The organism is Pirellulales bacterium, from assembly GCA_036499395.1.
In the GTDB taxonomy this organism is placed as follows: Bacteria; Planctomycetota; Planctomycetia; order Pirellulales; family JACPPG01; genus JACPPG01.
Genome location: DASYDW010000129.1, coordinates 133,215 through 152,088 on the forward strand (window position 1 = coordinate 133,215; position 18,874 = coordinate 152,088).

16 protein-coding genes are annotated in these 18,874 nt (G+C 59.4%); 9 read left to right on the top strand and 7 right to left on the bottom strand.

Annotation, left to right across the window (positions count from 1 at the left end; translation table 11 throughout):
* Positions 1-139: 139 nt before the first annotated feature.
* Positions 140-451, bottom strand: coding sequence for a hypothetical protein (locus VGN12_26005; GenBank protein HEY4312932.1), 312 nt, complete (start codon positions 449-451; stop codon positions 140-142).
* Positions 452-930: 479 nt separating this feature from the next.
* Here VGN12_26005 and VGN12_26010 point away from each other — a divergent pair, with 479 nt between their 5' ends.
* Together VGN12_26010 and VGN12_26015 are read left to right on the top strand one after the other, a co-directional pair.
* Positions 931-1,707 carry an aldolase/citrate lyase family protein gene (locus VGN12_26010; protein HEY4312933.1) on the top strand — a complete coding sequence of 259 codons (777 nt, stop codon included), beginning with the start codon at positions 931-933 and terminating at the stop codon, positions 1,705-1,707.
* Positions 1,708-2,071: 364 nt separating this feature from the next.
* A complete protein-coding gene (locus tag VGN12_26015; protein HEY4312934.1) occupies positions 2,072-3,265 on the top strand; it encodes a hypothetical protein in 1,194 nt (397 codons plus the stop codon).
* A gap of 119 nt (positions 3,266-3,384) precedes the next feature.
* Here the strand turns inward: VGN12_26015 and VGN12_26020 are convergent, their stop codons facing one another.
* Both VGN12_26020 and VGN12_26025 read right to left on the bottom strand, forming a co-directional pair.
* A complete protein-coding gene (locus VGN12_26020) occupies positions 3,385-4,647 on the bottom strand; it encodes a hypothetical protein (GenBank protein HEY4312935.1) in 1,263 nt (420 codons plus the stop codon).
* Between the two features lie 669 nt (positions 4,648-5,316).
* Entirely contained in the window at positions 5,317-5,616 is a 300-nt protein-coding gene (locus tag VGN12_26025; protein ID HEY4312936.1) for a hypothetical protein, read from the bottom strand.
* A 229-nt stretch (positions 5,617-5,845) separates the two neighbouring features.
* Here VGN12_26025 and VGN12_26030 point away from each other — a divergent pair, with 229 nt between their 5' ends.
* A complete protein-coding gene (locus VGN12_26030; GenBank protein ID HEY4312937.1) occupies positions 5,846-6,043 on the top strand; it encodes a PEP-CTERM sorting domain-containing protein in 198 nt (65 codons plus the stop codon).
* Between the two features lie 168 nt (positions 6,044-6,211).
* Here the strand turns inward: VGN12_26030 and VGN12_26035 are convergent, their stop codons facing one another.
* Positions 6,212-6,541, bottom strand: a complete 330-nt coding sequence (locus tag VGN12_26035; protein ID HEY4312938.1) for a hypothetical protein — start codon at positions 6,539-6,541, stop codon at positions 6,212-6,214.
* A 442-nt stretch (positions 6,542-6,983) separates the two neighbouring features.
* Here VGN12_26035 and VGN12_26040 point away from each other — a divergent pair, with 442 nt between their 5' ends.
* Positions 6,984-8,600 (top strand): B12-binding domain-containing radical SAM protein, encoded by a 1,617-nt coding sequence (locus tag VGN12_26040; GenBank protein HEY4312939.1) that lies wholly within the window; start codon positions 6,984-6,986, stop codon positions 8,598-8,600.
* 467 nt (positions 8,601-9,067) lie between these two features.
* Positions 9,068-10,216, top strand: a complete 1,149-nt coding sequence (locus tag VGN12_26045; GenBank protein ID HEY4312940.1) for a dockerin type I domain-containing protein — start codon at positions 9,068-9,070, stop codon at positions 10,214-10,216.
* A 25-nt stretch (positions 10,217-10,241) separates the two neighbouring features.
* Here VGN12_26045 and VGN12_26050 read toward each other — a convergent pair whose 3' ends face one another.
* The 3 genes from VGN12_26050 to VGN12_26060 form a co-directional block, all read right to left on the bottom strand.
* Positions 10,242-12,206 (bottom strand): M48 family metallopeptidase, encoded by a 1,965-nt coding sequence (locus VGN12_26050; protein ID HEY4312941.1) that lies wholly within the window; start codon positions 12,204-12,206, stop codon positions 10,242-10,244.
* Positions 12,207-12,303: 97 nt separating this feature from the next.
* On the bottom strand, positions 12,304-12,720 hold the full coding sequence (locus tag VGN12_26055; GenBank protein HEY4312942.1) for a hypothetical protein: 417 nt from the start codon (positions 12,718-12,720) through the stop codon (positions 12,304-12,306).
* Positions 12,721-12,870: 150 nt separating this feature from the next.
* Entirely contained in the window at positions 12,871-13,491 is a 621-nt protein-coding gene (locus VGN12_26060) for a LemA family protein (GenBank protein ID HEY4312943.1), read from the bottom strand.
* A gap of 870 nt (positions 13,492-14,361) precedes the next feature.
* Between VGN12_26060 and VGN12_26065 the strand changes: the two genes are divergently transcribed.
* The 4 genes from VGN12_26065 to VGN12_26080 all read left to right on the top strand — a co-directional run bounded on the left by VGN12_26065 (position 14,362) and on the right by VGN12_26080 (position 18,861).
* Positions 14,362-14,766 (top strand): hypothetical protein, encoded by a 405-nt coding sequence (locus VGN12_26065; GenBank protein ID HEY4312944.1) that lies wholly within the window; start codon positions 14,362-14,364, stop codon positions 14,764-14,766.
* Positions 14,763-15,752, top strand: coding sequence for a hypothetical protein (locus VGN12_26070; GenBank protein HEY4312945.1), 990 nt, complete (start codon positions 14,763-14,765; stop codon positions 15,750-15,752). Before VGN12_26065 ends, VGN12_26070 begins: the two co-directional genes overlap by 4 nt.
* Positions 15,753-15,949: 197 nt before the next feature.
* Positions 15,950-17,065: a serine hydrolase domain-containing protein gene (locus VGN12_26075; protein HEY4312946.1), complete on the top strand. Its 1,116-nt coding sequence runs from the start codon at positions 15,950-15,952 to the stop codon at positions 17,063-17,065.
* A gap of 443 nt (positions 17,066-17,508) precedes the next feature.
* A complete protein-coding gene (locus VGN12_26080; GenBank protein ID HEY4312947.1) occupies positions 17,509-18,861 on the top strand; it encodes a metallophosphoesterase in 1,353 nt (450 codons plus the stop codon).
* The last annotated feature ends 13 nt before the right edge of the window (positions 18,862-18,874 follow it).

Consider the following 18,874-nt stretch of genomic DNA (forward strand, 5'->3'; position numbering starts at 1 on the left):
GGGCACGGTGCAATAGGCTCAGGAAAACGCGCGAGTCCTTAGCGTGCGGAATAGGCGTGAAAAGGCCTATCGCCGCGGCCAGGGGCTGCCGCCCGGCTGTCGTCGTGATCTTTGGTTCGTAATTCGCTTGCTTAGCGGACTAGGAACTGACCCTGACGACCGCATGATGCGGCATAACGCTCGGCGTATGCCAGCATCGCGACAGCAGCCCACTGGTAATGGAAGCGAGCGAACTAATCGCTGCTTCCATGCCGGCGGCTGCGCCGGTAGCTGCCGGTTTCATAGCGCGCTTAAGCGCACCCTGATAACCGACTAGCGCCGTAAAGAATTGCCCTGAGACGGGCCGCGTAACGTCCACGCTACGTACCCGATCATTCGCGGCAACGACGATACGACCCTGGCGATTAGCAAGGTTGTCGATCAGCGTGTTGCGATTGATGTTGGTACGCATCTGTGGCTCCGTGCGCTTGGCGCTTCTGGAGAGTATGAAGGAACGAGTCGTTGATTCCGCTTTCCCGCGAAGCGTTAAACGCGTCGCGGAAGGGGCGGACCTAAATCACTCATTTACTTATGTCGGTTCTCGGGCGAGCCCGGCACCAACTAAGTAAGCCTGTCACGGTCGATCCGTAAAGTCAATCCGGAAACGACCTGACCGGCCACGGACGAACCAAATGTCCGCCGTATGCCTCTTGGACACCCCGCCTGGAAGGAGGTTCGCGTCCTGGGGAGAAATATTTTCGGGCCCGATTCGAGGGGATCCGGCGGTATTCGGGCCACGGCCCCGCCGCTTGACGCTAACCCCAGTCACTGTCAGACTTTGCTCGGCTTTTGTGGGTGTCCAGACCCCTCGTCAGGTCGCCCGAAACGCCTTTCCTGCTATCGTCGCTGCTTACCCACCCCACAACTTTCCCACCTGAGGATTTTCCAATTATGAGTCGCTTTCGCGAATTGCTGGCCAAAGGTGAGCTAGTGCGGGTTTTTGCCCTTGGTCGGCTTACGCATCCGGTAACGATCGACCTGTTCGGCTTGGCCGGTGGCTTTCACGGCTTTTGGCTCGATCAGGAACATTGCGGCCTCTCGTACCAGGAAGTCCAGTTGGCCGCCGCCTGCGCGCGGGCCAACAACTTCGACTGTTTCGTCCGCATGGCCCCCACGGATTACGCCCTGGTGACGCAGAACCTGGAAGCAGGCGCCGGCGGCGTGATGGCCGCACAAATCAAGTCGGCCGAACATGCCGAGGAGTTCGTGACCTGGGCCAAGTTCGCGCCGCGTGGCTTGCGCGGCATGAACACTTCGGGGCGTGACGCCCTGTACACGCATAAGTCGCAGGAGCAATTTGCCGCTGACGCCAACCGCGAGCAGTTCCTGGCAATCCAGATCGAAACGTTGGGCGCGCTGGACGACGTTGATGCCATCGCGGCCAACGACGCGGTCGATCTCCTGTTCGTCGGGCCGAGCGACCTGTCGCAAGCCATGGGCGTGCTGGGCCAGTTCTCGCATCCGAAAGTGATCGAAGCGCTCGATCATGTCGCGGCGGCCTGCCGGAAACACGGCAAGCATTGGGGCACGGTGGCGCCGAATCCAGAATACACGCACCGCTGCTACGACAAGGGCTGCCGAATGCTCAGCCTGGGGGCCGACGTGCTGGCACTGAAGCAAGGCATCCAAGCCGCGCGCACCACGTACAAAGACCTCTTCGGCGGGTAATCGTTCGATCGAGTGGTCTTATGCTCGACGTTGTTAGCTATGTCGAAACGAACTGTCTGCCGACATTCGGGTGCCACTGCTAGCTTGTCTAGCAGTGTCTTCTCGCGAATCCGCACTGCTGGACGAGCCAGCAGTGGCACCCCTCGCAGGTTTTGAGACAACCTCGAGCACCTTGCCCAGGCGACGCTAGCGCTGGCGACTCCTCGCCTTGCCGCTGGTAAATCGTTTCGCCTAGAATCCGCGGCCCCTCGCTCGACCGCGCGCCGCGATACCGTTTCGACGGCCGATCTAATGCGCGGGACGACTGCGAAAACGGCTGCGCTCACCCACAGCGCGCACGATCATTGCTGGGAGAATCCATTCGATGCGTCAAACGGAACAGGCGCCGCGGCACCCGACGCCGGCCATCACGTTGTCGCCGCGCAAGAAGGCGGCTTTTGCGCTCTTCGTTCTGTCGTTCTTCCTCGTGGCCGGCTATTCGCTGTGGTGCGTTGGCTGGAGCTGGAAAGTTTACCGCTACCTGAAGGATGACCGGCGCGGCTGGCGCGGTACAGTTCATCGCGCTGACGCCGAGCTTGGCTACGCCTCGATCCCGGGCAGTGAGGGAGAGCAGACCTTCGCCATCGGTCCGGATTTGCCGATTCGCTACGACGAGAATGGCTTTCGCGTCCCACCGGCAGCGAACGCCTCTACGCCCAGCGCCGACGGATTGCGCATTCTCACGCTCGGTTGCTCGTTCACTTTCGGTGATGCCTGTCCTGCCGAGGAGACATTTGCCTTTCGACTGCAAAAGGAACTGCAAGGTACCGTGCTGAATGCCGGCAAATGCAGCTATGGGCTGGCCCAGATGGTGCTGCTCGCCCGCGAGTTGATTCCCCGGCATAAGCCGGACCTCGTCGTGGTGCAATATTCCCCCTGGCTGCTCGATCGATCGATGACGTGCTATTTGCCGTCGTATTACGGGGCGATGCCAGGTCCCTATTTCTGCGAGCGCGAAGGCAAGCTTGAGATCGCCCGGCCGGTCTTTGCCTGGAGCCCGCAAGATTTCAGCCACTATCGCGACACGCCCAAATCGTTCGGCGAGTTCCTGTCGTTCGCCGCGCGGCATGCGATCCCGCTGAAGATTCATGACGACCTGGGGCGCAGCGCGACCTCGGTGAAACAACGTCTGGGGCTGACGCCCGTACCGTGCCGTGACGCCGAGCAAGTCGTGGCTGCCGGCTATAGCGAGCTCGAAAAGCTCTGCCAGGACGCGCAGGCCCAAATGGTGGTCGTCGTACTCGGCGGCAGCAGCGAGCCGGTCACCGTGCCGGCATACCTGGCGGAGCTGGGCGTTCCGTTGGCGCATGCGCACGAGGCCATGATCGAGCAGCTTACCGAGCGCGACCAGGAAAATTATCTGAAGACGTACGCCAACTGGCGCGGCGAGCCGCCGCGCATGGTCGATACGCATCCGAACGCGCAAGCCCACGAGATTATTGCCAACTGCATCGTGGACGCGTTGCGACAAGCGGACCACGCGCGCATGGCCAACGAGCAGCCGGCAACCGTTCGCTAAAGCTGTTCTCGAACGAGCATGCGTTGCCCGGGCACGCGCAACAAAAAAAGGGCCGACGTGCATGGCACGCCGACCCTTTTGATTTTTCCACTCTTGCGCCACAACGGCGAGCTCGTCGACTACTTCACGTGCGACATGGCGTGGGCCAGGATCTTCGACGTGCTTTCGCGCATGATCCGCGGATCGACCGTCTTTCCTTCGAGCAACGTCTTGCGAACGTCTTTGCCCGAGATGAAGACCGGCTTCTCGTCCGGGTGCTTCTCCATCAGATCGACCTGTCCGGCCGAGTCGTAGTAAGCGGCGAAACCAACCTTCAGCGGCTTGATCCGCAGATCGCCGCCCAATCGGTCGAAGATCTCTTGCGCGTCGAAGTCACCCCAGATCGGGCTGCCGTCGGCATACGGTGCATCGGCGTGTTTGCGGCCGATGACGATATCCGTGAAACCATAATTCTGCCGATAGATGGCGTGCATCACGGCTTCCTTCGGACCGCCGTAGAACATCTTGATGTCCAGGCCCAGCAGGATCACACGGTCCGGCACGCTTTCCTTGCGAGGCTCCCACAACGTTTTGTCGCTATCCCCTTCGCCGAGCGAGCGCTTGTCGATCAGCGCCTCGTAGGTCAGCATCCGCACGTCGGCCGGGACGTCATCCCCCTTGGTCTCGCCGATCAACGGGTTCAGGCACGCGCCGGCGTCATGCCCGGCACGCAGCAAGGTTTCCAGGCCGTACACCAGGGCGTATTCGTGCGCCCGGTGCAATGGATTGCGCGTCTGGAAGGCGACGACCCGGTCCCACCCCTTCTTGGCCAGCAGGTCCCGCACTTCGCGCGGGCTCAATACGTACTTGCCGAACTTCGCGCTCTTCGGCTGCGGCAACACACGGATCGTGCCGCCGATCAAGTGTGTCTTGTCGGCGTCCCCCTTCAAGACCATATCCGCGCCCGGGTGATCGGTACGCTCGGTCAGGTAGACGCTCTTGATGTATTTGGCCTTGTCCCACTCGAAGACATCGGTGATGTCGAGCGTGGCCACGACGTCGCCGGCCGTGTTCACCAGCGCTACGGTTTCACCGGTCGCTAGCTTGCCGGCCAGTTCCTTGGTCACCGGCAGCGACAACGGAATCGTCCAGGCGTACTTCTCGCCTTCATGGATGATAAAACCCTTTTCCAGCACCTGGTTGTAGGTGGCCGAGTCCATCGGACCCACCAGCGGGCTGAGCGCCCCGTCGCCGAAGCGATAAACCGTCGACAGATCGGCGTCCGAGACGGGCACCTTCGCCAGGCTGGCTGCCTTGGACTTGAACGAATCGACTTCACCGGCCGGCACCGTGCGATTGACCGGCTCCTTCAAACCACCATGTACGCCAACAAGATCAGCCATCGTAAGTCCGTCCTCGGGGATTCCCCAAATAGGATCCCCACCGGGTGCCGCGGGTGGCCGGGAAACTCTCCGGCGACACCCTGGGGGCAAAGGGGGAATCGCGATATCGCCGCCAAGCGGCGCAGCCCATACCGGGCTCGAAATTGGCCCAGAATCAAACCGGCCAGTATAGGGAAACGAGCTAAAAGCTCAACCGGACCCGGCCGCCGGTAGCGGGTGTTTAATGTGTGCAGGGCGCGTCCTTTACTCAAACCGTGCCAGAATGAATGAAAGTACCACGGCCGCGATAAGGGCGCAAAGAATCCCCCACTCATACCAGCGTGCTTCTGGATAAATCCAACGTCGCACCGCCCAGAGCCCCCCAAATCCCGCCGCTATGGATAAAGTCGCCCAAACGAATAGTGGAAAATACGAGACTGGCATGGCCTAACTATCTAAGCACTGAGTTGAAAAGCTCGCTGAACATCCAGACGTGACCGGATAGCCCCGCCAGCATCGCGGCCGTTGACCGCAGTCCGGCGCTGGTCCCCGGTGCGGGTTTGCCAGCAATAATTGCAGTAACAGGCGAACATGGCGAAAGCACTCAGCGGCTGTTTATGAAGTCGCTCAACCGGCTGACCTACTGTACCCGGCCGCCGCCGAGGGACTCAGTCCGAATCGTGGCAGGCTTCAGCGGAGCAGGACGTACAAGACCATAAAACCCCAAAACGCCGCTACTGCGCCCAAATACCCCACTGGCGGCGCTACGAAGGCGAACTGCAACGGACGCCCCCATCCACCGGCCCTTAAACCAATACCGGCTCCGATCAACGACGTGCCGAGTCCTGCAACGCACCACGCGTCGTCGTCTTGAAGCTCGGTACGCGGGTTCTGCGTTTCTAGATAAATACCCGTCGCCAGGATCGCCACTCCCAGGCCAAACAATGCCGTGATCAGCAATCGTCGGCGGGTGACAGAGGGCCATTTCATGACAATCTGTTCACCGTTCGCTCGGTTTGCAATTAACCGGCGCTTCCGACCAATTGTCGTTGGGCCGGAACTACCTCTCGGCGAGCAGGGACTTTTCGTTGAAATTTGGCCCGACGCGGCTACGCCACTAGCCGGATCGCAATACACCGATCGGGCCGATTCATCAGGGGCACGCCAGTGATGACTCTGTAAAACCGAGCTTTCACGCCACGCCGGTGCCACCAACGCCGTGCTGGAAGTCAAACCCACGACCGGCAATCGAACAATCGCCTCCGACGCCACTCGCGGTTTCGGACCTTGGGGAACTTATGTGAAGGGGCCCACCGCCGTCGTGGTTGTGCCGAATGTCCCCGAGCCCTCGACCGTCGTGCTGGCCGCACTCGTCGGGCTCAAGCTCTTGATAGGGCGGCGTAAGCACGGCCGCTAGCAGCGCGCCGCATAGCCACATTGCCGTTCTGAAAGGTGATTGGGGACGACCTCTCGACGCAAATCTCGGCAAATTTCCAGGTTGCTGTGGGTTAATTGATCCATTTACCCTATTGTGGCTGTCTGCAAATAGGCGTGCATTTCAACCAGGCCCCCTTGGCCCAGTTAGCTAGCCATTGGGAGTTTCAAGGATGAACTCGCCTGCCATGACGGTTACCGCGGACGATGTCAGCGCTTCGCCCGCCGTCAAAACGCTATCCATTTGCCTGATCAATCCGCGCTTCGAGCCGTCGTACTGGGGCTTCGAATTCGCGCTCCCGCTGTATCCGGGCGATAAGCGCAGCACCAGGATCTCGGGTTCGCTCTCTTCGGTGGCCGGCCTGTGCGGCGCGCACAACGTGACGTGGCTCGATGAGAATGTCGAGGACTTCGATTGTGACTCGATGAGCCAATACGACATGGCCGGCGTGATGGGTATGAACGTCCAAAAGAATCGCATTCGCGAAATCCTCGTCAAATTGTGCGCGATGCCGTCCCTGACGCGGCTACGGCGACATCATGTTGCCGATCTTCGTAGGCACTGGTTTCGTGGCAACGCCCTTCGAGGATTATTCACGCATTGCGCACAGCTTCGGCATGTTTTTGATGGTGCTGTACTGTCGCCAGGTGGCAACCGACGCAGATTTTCGGGAAATGCGGTCTTGAACCGCTAGTGTTGTCCATAATATGACCTTTTCTACTATATCTGTAGTTCGTAAGATCCCAGACCGCTGCGTTGTGCGGATGCACCTGCACGGCGCGATACCAGCGTCACTGCTTCACTCAGGAACGAGCGACACGTGAGCGTTCTAATGCGGTTGATATTTTTTTAGGACGCCGGCATGCATTGCTTGAATGGGCGGTCACTTTTCGTTAGCCGCGGAGTCTAGGAAATAGCAAGGATGAACGCGAATACGTTGACCGTCATGGAAGCCGAGAGCACCTCGAGCCGCCCGCAAAGGGTACTCTCGATTTGCCTGATCAATCCGCGCTTCGAGCCGTCGTACTGGGGCTTCGAATTCGCGCTCCCGCTGTATCCGGGCGATAAGCGCAGCACCATGATCTCGGGTTCGCTCTCTTCGGTGGCCGGCCTGTGCGGTGAGCACAACGTGACGTTGCTCGATGAGAATGTCGAGGACATCGATTGGGATTCGATGAGCCAATACGACATGGTCGGCGTGACCGGTATGAACGTCCAAAAGAATCGCATTCGCGAAATTCTTGTCAAATTGCGCGAGATGAAGATCTTCTCTGTCGTGGGTGGTCCCTTCGTCACGGTCGACGAAGGATTCTTCGACGGTCTGTGCGACGTCAAGTTCATCGGCGAGGCGGAGACGACCTGGCCCCAATTCCTCGAAGACTATTCTCGTGGCCGGCCCACCGAGACGCGCTACAAACAGGCCCAGCCCACGGACATGTCGCAGGTTCCCCGCCCGCGCTTCGACCTGTTAAAGGTCGGTCGCTATGCGTCGGGCGCTTTGCAATATTCGCGCGGCTGTCCCTTTCAATGCGAGTTCTGCGACATCATCGTGATCTTCGGCCGGCGCCCGCGCGTCAAGCAGCCCGAGCAGCTCGTGGCCGAATTGGATGACATGCGTCGCGTCGGGTTTCACTCGGCGTTCATCGTCGACGACAACTTTATCGGCGACAAAAAGAAGGCGAAGGCTCTGCTCGAAAAGCTCATTCCTTGGATGGAAGAGCACAACTATCCGCTCCGTCTGACGACCGAGGCCAGCATCGATCTGGCCGAGGATCCTGAGCTGATGGACATGATGTATCGCGCGAATTTTCGCAGCGTCTTCATCGGCATCGAAACGCCGCGCATCGACTCGCTGAAAGAAACCAAGAAATTTCAGAACGTGCGCGGAGATTCGCTCGAAGCCAAATTGGCGCGCATCCAGCGTGCCGGCCTCGACATCAATGCCGGCTTCATCGTCGGCTTCGATAGCGACGATAAGGGAATCTTCGACGACCAGTTTCGCTTCATCCAGGACAACGGCATCACGCTGGCTATGGTCGGCATGCTGCAAGCCATTCCCACCACGCCGCTGTACGAACGGCTGGAGCGCGAGGGGCGGCTGGTGATGGAGGATCCGAATTGCAACTTCGTTCCCCGGCAAATGACCCGCGACGAGTTAGTGGCCGGCTATCGCGACCTGGTGAAGCGGCTCTACTCGCCCGAGGCATTTCTCGAACGCTATTTTCAGGTGTTCAAACATCCCGAGTTCCTCGCCCGGCGGGCCGACATCTGTCGTAAAGCCGGCGAAGGCAAAACGCTTCCGACGTTGGCCTATGGCCTGGCCCTGCTGTGGTCCTTGTTCTGGACGCTGTGGCGGGACGGGTCGTTGTTCACGGTGGGGCGGGTCTATGGGAAATCATTTTTCGCCCGTGATACGGGGCAGCCGCGCACGATCATCGGCTTTGCCCAATTCATGAACCGCTGCGTGACTCACTGGCACTTCTATAAATTCACGCGCGAGATGATCGCCGGCCGGCTGCGCGCTTACAACAGCGGCTGATTCGCGCGCTCGCATCCTCGCGGACACGAGACATAAGCAATCGCCGATGCTTTCTGGCGACGGGTCTCCGCAGGTCTCGCCGTGGAAATTCCAGGAACGTCCGTGGTTTTTGCTTCCCAAGGACCTAGGGATTCGGTATTAAGGACTTAGGAACCGGTCTAGGCGGCATTGGCCCCCTAAATTCGCCAAGCTTGCACTGAGGGGGAAGCTCGTCGCAAGCAGAGCATCCGGCGACGAAGCGTTTGCGCAGGGGCTGATTGCATCTTTTCAGGGCCCATGGCTGATTTTTGTCCATGTGCCGTATTGGGGTGGCGACGGCGGCGTGCGGCTGGCACAGTACCGTCGCTTTTCTCTCCCAAACGACCGCGTTGTAACATCGTCGGCCAAGGTCGGGCTCTGGTCGCTTTACTGTGAGCGTAGGAAACGCTCTGCACCCATCTATCTAATCCTTTGACCAGGGAAGTCTAATGCGATACATCGCAGTCTGTGGGCTGTCGCTCATTTCGCTGCTTGCACCTTTGCATAACGTCCGGGCCGTGGTGATCTCGACGGGCAATGGCACCGGAAACACGACCGCGCCGGCCAACGACCCTGGCTTTGCCAACGTCGGTATTCTCGCCAGCGGCAGCGCGATCTATCTCGGTGGTGGCTGGGTGCTGACCGCGGCCCATGTCTGGGATAACCCCGACGGTGCGCCGACGCAAACCTGGCTCAATGGCACCTTCTACAACAACGTCGTAAGTTCGGCCGTGCAGTTGACGAACCCCGACGGCGCCGGCTTTACCCCCGACACGGACCTGGAAATGTATCGCCTGGCGTCGAATCCTTCGCTCCCTTCGTTGAGCATCAGTTCGACGGCCCCGCAGGCCGGCTGGAACGTGACAATGATCGGCAATGGCCGCGAGCGGACTAACGACCAGGTCGGGTTTTGGACTTCTTCGTGGCAGCCCTCGTCCACTCCCAGCAAGTATGCCGGCGAGATCTGGAATAACTCCCAGGATATTCGCTGGGGCACTAACGTGATCGACGGACCGTCGATGGCCCGCGCCGCCGGCGTGAATTCGGAAATGGCCTTCACGACCACGTTCAACCAGAACGGCACAGCCTTCGAGGCGCAGGGGACGCCGGGTGATTCCGGCGGCGCCGTGTTTCACCAGAACCCATTGGGACAATGGCAATTGGCCGGCGTTATGTTCTCGACTACGTCCATGCCGGGTCAGCCATTTGGGCTGTCGGTCTTCGGCGATACCACGATTTCGGCCGACCTCTCGGTCTATCGCGACGAAATCAACCAGATCATGGCGACCTCGACCACCACTGCCGCGGCCCCCATACCGGGCGATGTGAACGGCGACGGCGTCGTCAACATTCAGGACATTGCCGCTATCACCAACCACTGGCTGCAAACGGCCGTCAATGGCGTCGATCCGGTGGGAGACGTCAACCAGGACGGCATCGTGAACTCGCAAGATCTGGCCTACATGGCCAGCATCATGCACGATGCTAGCGGCATGACCATGTCCGGCGTGCCTGAGCCCGCAAGCTATGCGCTCGCTCTATCTGCCCTGCTTGGTTTGCTAGGCCTTCGCCGCTGCATGGGACGTCGCGTCGCATAAGCAACATTACGTCGAACAGTATTGTTCAATCGCCGTGCGTCTTGACTAAGGGAGGCATCGGGCAGGCCAATGCGTCGGCGATGACGCGCAATAATTCCCCCTCCTCGACCGTCACCTGCACGTCGGCGCCAATGCACGCGGCGCATCCTTCGAGGACGTTCTTCTTGAGCGCCGGCGCTGCACAGGCCAGCACATCCAGCGCCCGATCGAAAGCCGTCAGACCGCTGTCCGCGCGGTTGGCCAGCGTCAGCCCATGGGCGGCCGCGCCCAGCATCGTGGTACCAATCTCAAACGCCCGCGCCGCTTGCGCGTCGTCGCGTGTGCCGGACCAGGCCAGCGTCGAGATCAGGGACCGGCAGGCAGGCAACACCTGCGCGAGCTTATCGTATCTCTGCTTTGACGGCGGCGATTCCTCCAGCCTTGGCAGCAGCCGCTTCAGCACCAGGCGATGAACCGCATATTCGAACAAGCTCAACCGATCGTCGGCCTTGGTGAGAAAGATAACGTCGGCGCGAAAATTCGCGAGCTGCTGCGGCGACAACCGCTTCAAGGCGGGCAACACCAGGCTCACCAGCGGCAGCTTCGCCTCGGGTTTCACTTGTGATGCCACTGGCGCGATGCGCAGTGTTTCCGCGTTCGCCCGCGGATCGGCCTGCGTTGCCAGGTATGACAGTTGTTTCGCACGAATCTCGGGCTGCCGGTCATCGAGCAGTAGTGCGTAGACCGTGGCCACCGCCCCCAGCGGATCGCGGGCGCCGGCCAAAAGATCTGGCGGAAGCGACGCGACCAGGGCTGCCGCATAGTCCAGATGCTCCAGGCGCGGCGCGCCGACCTGCGCCACCGCGGCCGCCGGCTGAAACGCAAAGCTCTGTGCGCCGGCCGTGGCCTCGGCATGTACCGCCGCGCTCGCCTGTCGGCGTGCCGCCAGCGCATGGGGATCAATGACGTCTGCCGCGGAATACGTGATCGCCGTGACCTGGGGGAACTTTCCATCGAACGACGGGTCGATCCTGCGAATCCGTTCGGCCAGCGGCGGGTGCGTCGCCAATAGTTCGAACAGCGGTCGCGCCAGCCCATTGCCGAAGAACATGTGGCTTGCCTCTTCGGCCTGCGGAGTTTGCAAGCGCGAGCCATCGGTCAGCCCGCCGATTTTTTTGAGCGCCCCCGCGATCCCATCCGGCAGCCGAGTGAATTGCACGGCCGACGCGTCGGCCAAGTACTCGCGCTGGCGTGATACGGCGCTTTTTATCAAGTGCCCGAAGAAAACGCCGATGTACCCGATTACGTACAGCAGCAGCCCCAACAGCGGCAGTGGGTTGCCCCCCTTTTTTTCGTTGGAGGAACTGGAGAAGTACACACGTGATGAGCCCGATCTCATCAGCACGTAACCGATTGTGGCGATCAGCAAGATGCCATTCAGAATGCCGATCAAGCGCAGGTTGATCCGCATGTCGCCGTTGAGAATGTGACTGAACTCGTGGGCGATGACCCCCTGCAACTCTTCGCGGTTCAGCGTCTCGATCGTGCCGCGCGTGACCCCGATCACGGCGTTCTGCGGCGTGGTGCCCGCGGCAAAGGCGTTGATCGCCCGTTCGTTGTCGAGCAAAAACACGGGGGGTACCGGCGTGCCCGAGGCAATGGCCATTTCCTCGACGACGTTCAGCAAGACGCGTTCGCGCAATTCACGCGTGTTGGCCGGCACCGGGCGGCCGCCGAGGCTGCGCGCGACGACCTCTCCCCCCTGTGACAACTCGGCAATCTTGTACAGGCTGCCCACGGTGATCAGCAGCACGGTGCCGCCGGCCACCGCGGCGAAGACATCGGGAAACCACAGCGTCGGCCCCGATCCGTTGTGCCCCTGTCCGTAAAACAGCACACCGGCCACGGCCAGATAGACCGCGATCACGATCGAAATCACCGCCATCACGAAATAAACAATCAGCAAGCCAGTCTGGCGGCGGGCCTGCTCTTGATGTTCGAAGAAGTCCATCGCGCGTTACCAAATCGCCATGCAGCATGCCGCGTGTGTATTTGCGCCGGTGTAGGCCTCAGGCGAACAGCCAAGCGTGGGGCGGATAACCCTTCGTTTATGGAGGCTTTGGCATTTCGTCTTGTTCTCTTGCTGCCTGCAGTGCTTCTGCCGCCAATTCGCGCGGGATGGCATCGTCAACGTCAATCCACATATTCGTCCGATCCTTCCACAGAATGGCATCAGCTTCAGGAAACAGACGCTTGGCTTCAGATACCTCGCGACGCCGGTCGTCCGAAAACGGCTCGTAATAGTATGTCGCGTTGCTAAAGTCCAAGTGAACAGCAGCGTAACCGCGTTCGCCAAAATAACTCAGCAACCCAGGTGCGACGGAGGGCGGCACGTGTGGCAAGTGGGGAATGCGTTCCCGCGTACTTGCCGACCTGCCCGGTGTGGCGAGGAAACGCTGCCGCGCACGCATCCAGTTGACGTGATATCCGACGAAGACACCAACTGCCGCGATGAATAGAAGCATCGACCCTATACCAAACTGAAACCAGCGTCGGCGAGTAGACCGGGTGAGCTCGCTCATTGGTGGTTTGATCTACTTTCGCCGGACGACAGATTCTTGTTGCGCGCCGCGTACTAACGGACGACACCATTTCTTGCTAGGTCGAGCCCGCGCTTAGAACTGCACCTTCACCCCTTCACGCTGCTCGGGCGCTGTGACCTGGAACAACTCGGCAGCCGGAAAATCGCCGAAGCCGGCCACCAGGTTGTTCGGAAACACTTCCCGCGCCGTGTTGTACGTCATCACCGCGTCGTTGTAAGCCTGTCGAGCGAAGGCCACCTTGTTCTCGGTGCTGGTCAATTCTTCTTGCAGCGCCAACATGTTTTGATTGGCCTTCAGGTCGGGATAATTTTCCATCAGCGCCATGAATCGTGTCATCGTGCCGGTGAGCGCCGCCTCGGCCGCTCCCAGCCCTTGCATGGCTTGCGGATTGCCAGGATTGGCCGCGGCCTGTTGGCTGGCGGACTGCGCCATGTTGCGCGCCTTGACCACGGCTTCCAGCGTTTCGCGCTCGTGCTTCATGTATCCCTTGGCCGTTTCGACCAGGTTGGGAATCAAGTCGTAGCGCCGCTTCAACTGCACATCGATCTGTGCATAAGCATTCTTGAAGCGGTTCTTCAGTCCGATCAGCCGGTTGTAAACACCGACAAAGTACGTCAGTGCCAGAAACGCCACGACCCCCAAACCAATCAGAATCGCCAGTCCCGTCCCGATCACGGCGAATAAGGGTTGCATGAGATCAACTCCCGAAAGGTGCGAATAAGCCCGTGGAAAAACTCGACGAAGCAAGGGAACACTTCGACGGCGCGTCACGGAAAAAAACCGAATCCAGCCCAACGCCGTTCGCCCGCCGCCACAATACTAAGATAGCACGATTGCACCCGAACCTGCAGGCCCGCCGCAGCGGCCTCCCGTAAACGCCCTTCGACGAAACGCTGTACGAAGCTTCTATTTGGTCGCGCCAAAGAATAAGAAAGCCAAGGTGCAACCTTTTCCGCCCACAATGCCACTTATAAGGCAGGTATGGTACGTAACGACCGAACGCCGACGTGCGAGGCGATGTGATACCAGATGCTGTGACCCATGGACGACTCCGCGCAGGCGATCCGGCGGCATTCCAATGGTTGGTTGATGCATTTGCGGGGCCGCTGTTCCGCTTTTTTGTCGTTGGGCATCGAGATTACCACCTTGCCGAGGAACAGGCGGGCGAAGTGTTCGCTGAACTCGTCTCTGCGCTGCAGACTATGCGCGGAGAACCTAAACAAGTCCCTGCATTCGTTTTCACCGTGGCACGGCGAGTTAGATCGCGACACTGGAGACGTTCGCGTCGAACCTTCGGCAGTTTGGATGATGCGTGCGCCGTTGTTGACGCGCGTCCCTCGGCTGCCGAACACCTTGAGAGGCGCGAGGAATTTGGGCGAATTTTGACAGCAATCGGCGCACTGGAACCCGTTGTCCGCGACGTCCTGTTGTTTCGTTATGTCGAAAGCTGTTCGCTTGAGCAGGTGGCTGCACTCGTAGGGCTACCGTTGGGTACCGTAAAAAGTCATCTGCATCGCGGGCTAGCATGCCTGCGAAATACACTCTCCGATTCGGATGCTATTCATGACTGACCAACCGCCGTCATCTGCCGACGAGGGGGATTCGCGGCTGATGGAAAAACTTGCCCAGCTGCAAGGAATCGAGCCGACGCCATCCACAAAAGCCGCTTTTCACAAACTTGTCGCGACCAAGCTGATCGCGAACCGTCACTTACATTCGGTGCGTTGGTGGCGCCGGTCGGTTCGCGTTCCGGTACCAGTCTGCGTAGCCGTTGGGCTGACGATCTGTGCCTTGCTGTTTTCACGGCTGCCCAGCACCGCCGAACATCCAAGCAGCGTTCCGATAGCGCCGCCAATGATTCCTGCGATGACGGCAGAGCCCACGCTTCGGACCACGACCACTTACATGCTGGGAGTCGGTGCATTGGCGACCGAAACTCGCTACTTATCGCAAGAGGACCGACGATGACATCTCAACGTTTCTTATCGCAGTTTGTGCTGGTTCTGGTTTTTGCCACACTGGATTTCGTTGCTCGGGCGGAAGACACGGCTCCGATTCGCACGGGTTGGGCCGAAGTGAAGTGCTATTCGATCGATCCGACAAAGGGACTCGAGAGCTATCGCCCCGGAAGCTCGGGAGGGACAGGTCTCGGCGGAACATTTGGTGCTACCGTGCAATTAACGGATGCAACCCTAACAATCAATGTCTCAGCACGACAGCGCGGCGACAAATTTGTGGTCGAATTGAAAACCGATAAAGCAGTTGGTAACGAGGTAACCAGTCCGCCGGAACTTAATCGAGAAATCGACTTTACGGATCTGGCACCGTTCGCGTGCGAATTGGGCCGTGATCCAAATGGACGTGTCCATCGCCTGACCATCGTCCCCGTCGTCAGGTCTCAACCCTTGCCCAAGCAATTCCGGCTGGCGGACCTGGACCTCACGGACTTCAACCTGAGCAGCCTGCCGGTAATTCTGAATGAGCAAGAGTTCATCGGCACGGCGGGGGTCGATGGGGGTGAGGTGATCTCACTGGGCATTGCCGGATTGGCGGACATCGAGTTCTCGTTACGCCCCTTCACTGGCGCAATTCCCACTGGCGAGCTTTACAGCGGGACGCTTACGATCCGTCATGACAAAGACCAGCTGCAAATTAGCGGCGTGACGAACGGCGAACGCAAGGAGAGTTTGGTGGGTGGCCCTTATATAGTGTTCGTCCGGTGGGAAGCGCCGCAAATGTCACTTCCACAATACGTAGGCTTCCTGCAGAAGCAGCTCGAGGAATTCCATATCCAAGCCGAACGAGGCGACCTTCACGCGAAGCTGTTGCTACCGAAACTTCAAACGATGACAGTAGCCTTTATTGCATCAACGGAGATGAAGAGCAGGACGGCGAGCTTATACTCATCGGGCGCCCGCCAACTCAGCAGCAAGGAAAGATCGGATACACCGTAGCCGGGGTCGACGACTCTAGAATGACATTGTGAAGTCCCGGCCTCGAAGAGGCGAGCTACAGAAGACAAGCTTCAGATTCGCGACTTTGCAGGTCGCTGCAAATCTGTACCGTTCCGACGTTCCAACTTATGATAGAAGTGCTTGGGCGAATCGCCAGGGACGTACGCGTAGCACCTTCCAGATTCTTCCGGAGCACAATGATGCGTGGGGCCCTTCAGTTCGCTGTTTGCTTGCATCTGATCTTGCTCTGCCTTGCCGGTGGCGCCGCTGCGCAGCGGACCAAGGGAACAAAGCTCGATCCGCGCATCGCCGCCCAGGTCGATGAGGTCATTCGTGCCAAGATCGACGAAACCGGCGCGGTAGGTCTTGCCGTCGGCATCATCCAGGATCGGCGGGTCGCCCTGGTCGAAACCTACGGCCTGGCCAACCGCGAGACGAACAAACCCGTCACCCGCAATACGATGTTTCGCTGGGCGTCCTGCTCGAAGCCGGTCACGGCGTTGGCGGCAATGCAACTTGTCGATCAGGGACGTCTGAATCTTGACGACGATATTCGCAAGTACGTCCCGGAGTTTCCGCAGCACGACGCGACGATTACCGTACGCCAGTTGCTGTGCCATCAAGGCGGGATCGTTCACTACTCGAACGGCAAAGTGATTCCCACGCTGGTCGACTACGAAAAGGCGCACCCGTTTGCCGACGTCGTCGTGGCGCTTGATCGTTTCAAGGCGTCACCGCTTGTCGCCGTGCCCGGCACGAAATACTCGTATTCGACTTACGGTTACATCTTGCTCAGCGCCGTCGTCCAGCGTGCCGGCAACGAGCCATTTGCCGAACAGGTTTCAAAACGCATCGCCGGGCCGGCCAAACTGAAGTCTCTGCAGCCAGACTATCAGTGGATCAACATCCCGCACCGCGCCGAAGGCTATCGAAAAAAAGACGACATGATCGTGCCTTCGGTCGACGAGGATGTCAGTTGGAAACTGGGTGGCGGCGGCTTCATCTCGAATATCGATGATTTCGCCGGCTTTGCCGCCACCTTGTTGCAAGGAAACCTCCTATCGCCAACCGCCTACGAAGCCATGTGGACACGGCAACACACCACCGACGGCAAGGAGACCGAATACGGCCTGGGCTTCAACATCACGCCGCAGCGCGCCGGGCTGCGCGTTTCGCACAACGGCTCACAGGAAAAAACGCGCACGCGCCTGGTCATCTATCCCGAGAAGGGAAGCGGCGTCGTCCTGATGACCAATTCCGAATGGGTCGAGCCCGAGGATTTCACCACGGCGATCTTCAAAGCGCTGAAGTGAAGGTTCGCATCACATCGGCGCCGCTGGCCGGCTAAGGCCTAGAACGTTGGCCACGGCTGTACTGACCAGCGCGAAACCCGAAGGCGCGGGAACCGGCGTGAGAAGAACGCTGTAATTTCGACGCCGAATCTGGCATCGCCAGGATTCACTCGTCGTTGTGGATAGCCGTTGACATTCCGTCGTTCGAAGCACGTTCGAACAAATAATGCAGTGTCGCGGCGGGCGGGCCATCGGCAATATAAGAGGTAGAGAGCGCGACTGTTTCGTCGTTTGCATAGCATGGGGCGAAACCCGTGGCAGACGCAGCGTCGAGATGTCTCTAAGTCCACAATCGATAGGGGTTTACTGCGATTTTAATTTGGTTGACACTCTAAAATCATTCGGTAGACTCTCCGCCCGTTAGAGGTGTTTGTGAATCCCCCATAGCTGCTAGGGAGAGTTTCATGGTTGATCATGGAAATGGTGGTAAAACGGCCTCGCATCCAGTGTTCGGAGAGCCGGTTTTCAACGAAGCCACCGAGCTGCCAAATCCGGCCGGCTTTACGACATTTCATACATCGGATACGCAGACGTATCGCGAGATTCAGGAGCTGCTGAAGCGTGATGTGGTGGTCGTCCCGCAATCGCGGATGGCCTCGGACGAGCTATATACGCTGGCGAAGGCGTTGGGCGCACGCGGCGCGGATGTCGTCCGCGAAATAAAGAGCTCCGGTCGCATCACGTTTCACAGCGTCGGCGATTCGGGGGCCACAACCAAGGGCTTCTACAAGAACGAAATCGCGGTTACCGACCAACTCACAACCGACGCCCATACTTCGCAGGTGGCGAACCGTCCGGCCTTCCTGTTTCATCTTGGCGATTTGGTCTACAGCTTCGGCGAATCTGAGTACTACTGGGATCAGTTTTACGACGCGTTTCGCAACTATCCCGCGCCGATTTTGGCAATCCCCGGCAATCACGACTCGTTTGTTGTGCCAGATCGTAAGGGGGATACGCCGCTCACGGTGTTTCAGCGCAACTTCTGCGCGGAAAAACCCGTCCGCACTCCCGAAGCGCGCTCGTTGCATCGCACCGCCATGACGCAGCCGGGAGTGTATTACGCCTTCGATGCGCCATTCGTCCGCATCATCGCGCTGTTCAGCAACGCCCTGGAAGACCCGGGCGTCATCTCGAGCGAGGATGGGCATTGGCCTGACGTGACGGACGTTCAGCTCGAATTCCTGCGTAAGCAGCTCGAACGCGCAAAGTCCGAAAAATATGCCGGAGCCCTGCTCCTGGCGATGCACCACCCGCCGTTCAGTTATTCGCCCCCCCGCAGCGCCGGCCATTCAGGAGGAAACCATAGCGGAAATTCGACCATGTTGCGGCAGATCGACCAGATCGCCAAGGATGTCGGAATCTACCCGCACGCGGTCCTGTCGGGCCACGCCCACAACTACCAGCGCTATACGCGGACCGTCGAAGGTTTCAGTGCTGAGGGATATGACGTGCCGTTCATTATTTGCGGTAACGGCGGTCACCACGTCAATAAACTGGTGCAATCGCATCGCGGCCAACCATCATCCGAGCCGCAATACGGCACGGACGTCTCGTACCTTGATCATCAGCGAGTGGTAGATGGCCAAGGGCTGCTGCTGGAAAAGTACGATGACGAAGATTTCGGCTACCTCCGCATTTCGGTGGACAACCAACAACTGCGAATCGCCTATCACGCCGTCACCGACGGCAGCTTGCTGCAATCGCGATTCGACCTGGTAACGATCGACCTCGCGTCGCACACGATGGTGGCGAACTAAAAAGGATGAGCTC

Excerpts from the sequence above, each read along its gene's own strand:
- VGN12_26080 (HEY4312947.1), top strand. The coding sequence starts at position 17,509 with ATGGTTGATCATGGAAATGGTGGTAAAACGGCCTCGCATCCAGTGTTC.
- VGN12_26045 (HEY4312940.1), top strand. The coding sequence starts at position 9,068 with ATGCGATACATCGCAGTCTGTGGGCTGTCGCTCATTTCGCTGCTTGCA.
- VGN12_26015 (HEY4312934.1), top strand. The coding sequence starts at position 2,072 with ATGCGTCAAACGGAACAGGCGCCGCGGCACCCGACGCCGGCCATCACG.
- VGN12_26005 (HEY4312932.1), bottom strand. The coding sequence starts at position 451 with ATGCGTACCAACATCAATCGCAACACGCTGATCGACAACCTTGCTAAT.
- VGN12_26040 (HEY4312939.1), top strand. The coding sequence starts at position 6,984 with ATGAACGCGAATACGTTGACCGTCATGGAAGCCGAGAGCACCTCGAGC.
- VGN12_26050 (HEY4312941.1), bottom strand. The coding sequence starts at position 12,206 with ATGGACTTCTTCGAACATCAAGAGCAGGCCCGCCGCCAGACTGGCTTG.
- VGN12_26020 (HEY4312935.1), bottom strand. The coding sequence starts at position 4,647 with ATGGCTGATCTTGTTGGCGTACATGGTGGTTTGAAGGAGCCGGTCAAT.
- VGN12_26010 (HEY4312933.1), top strand. The coding sequence starts at position 931 with ATGAGTCGCTTTCGCGAATTGCTGGCCAAAGGTGAGCTAGTGCGGGTT.
- VGN12_26070 (HEY4312945.1), top strand. The coding sequence starts at position 14,763 with ATGACATCTCAACGTTTCTTATCGCAGTTTGTGCTGGTTCTGGTTTTT.
- VGN12_26025 (HEY4312936.1), bottom strand. The coding sequence starts at position 5,616 with ATGAAATGGCCCTCTGTCACCCGCCGACGATTGCTGATCACGGCATTG.
- VGN12_26075 (HEY4312946.1), top strand. The coding sequence starts at position 15,950 with ATGATGCGTGGGGCCCTTCAGTTCGCTGTTTGCTTGCATCTGATCTTG.
- VGN12_26065 (HEY4312944.1), top strand. The coding sequence starts at position 14,362 with ATGACTGACCAACCGCCGTCATCTGCCGACGAGGGGGATTCGCGGCTG.
- VGN12_26060 (HEY4312943.1), bottom strand. The coding sequence starts at position 13,491 with ATGCAACCCTTATTCGCCGTGATCGGGACGGGACTGGCGATTCTGATT.
- VGN12_26055 (HEY4312942.1), bottom strand. The coding sequence starts at position 12,720 with ATGCTTCTATTCATCGCGGCAGTTGGTGTCTTCGTCGGATATCACGTC.
- VGN12_26035 (HEY4312938.1), bottom strand. The coding sequence starts at position 6,541 with ATGCGATTCTTTTGGACGTTCATACCCATCACGCCGGCCATGTCGTAT.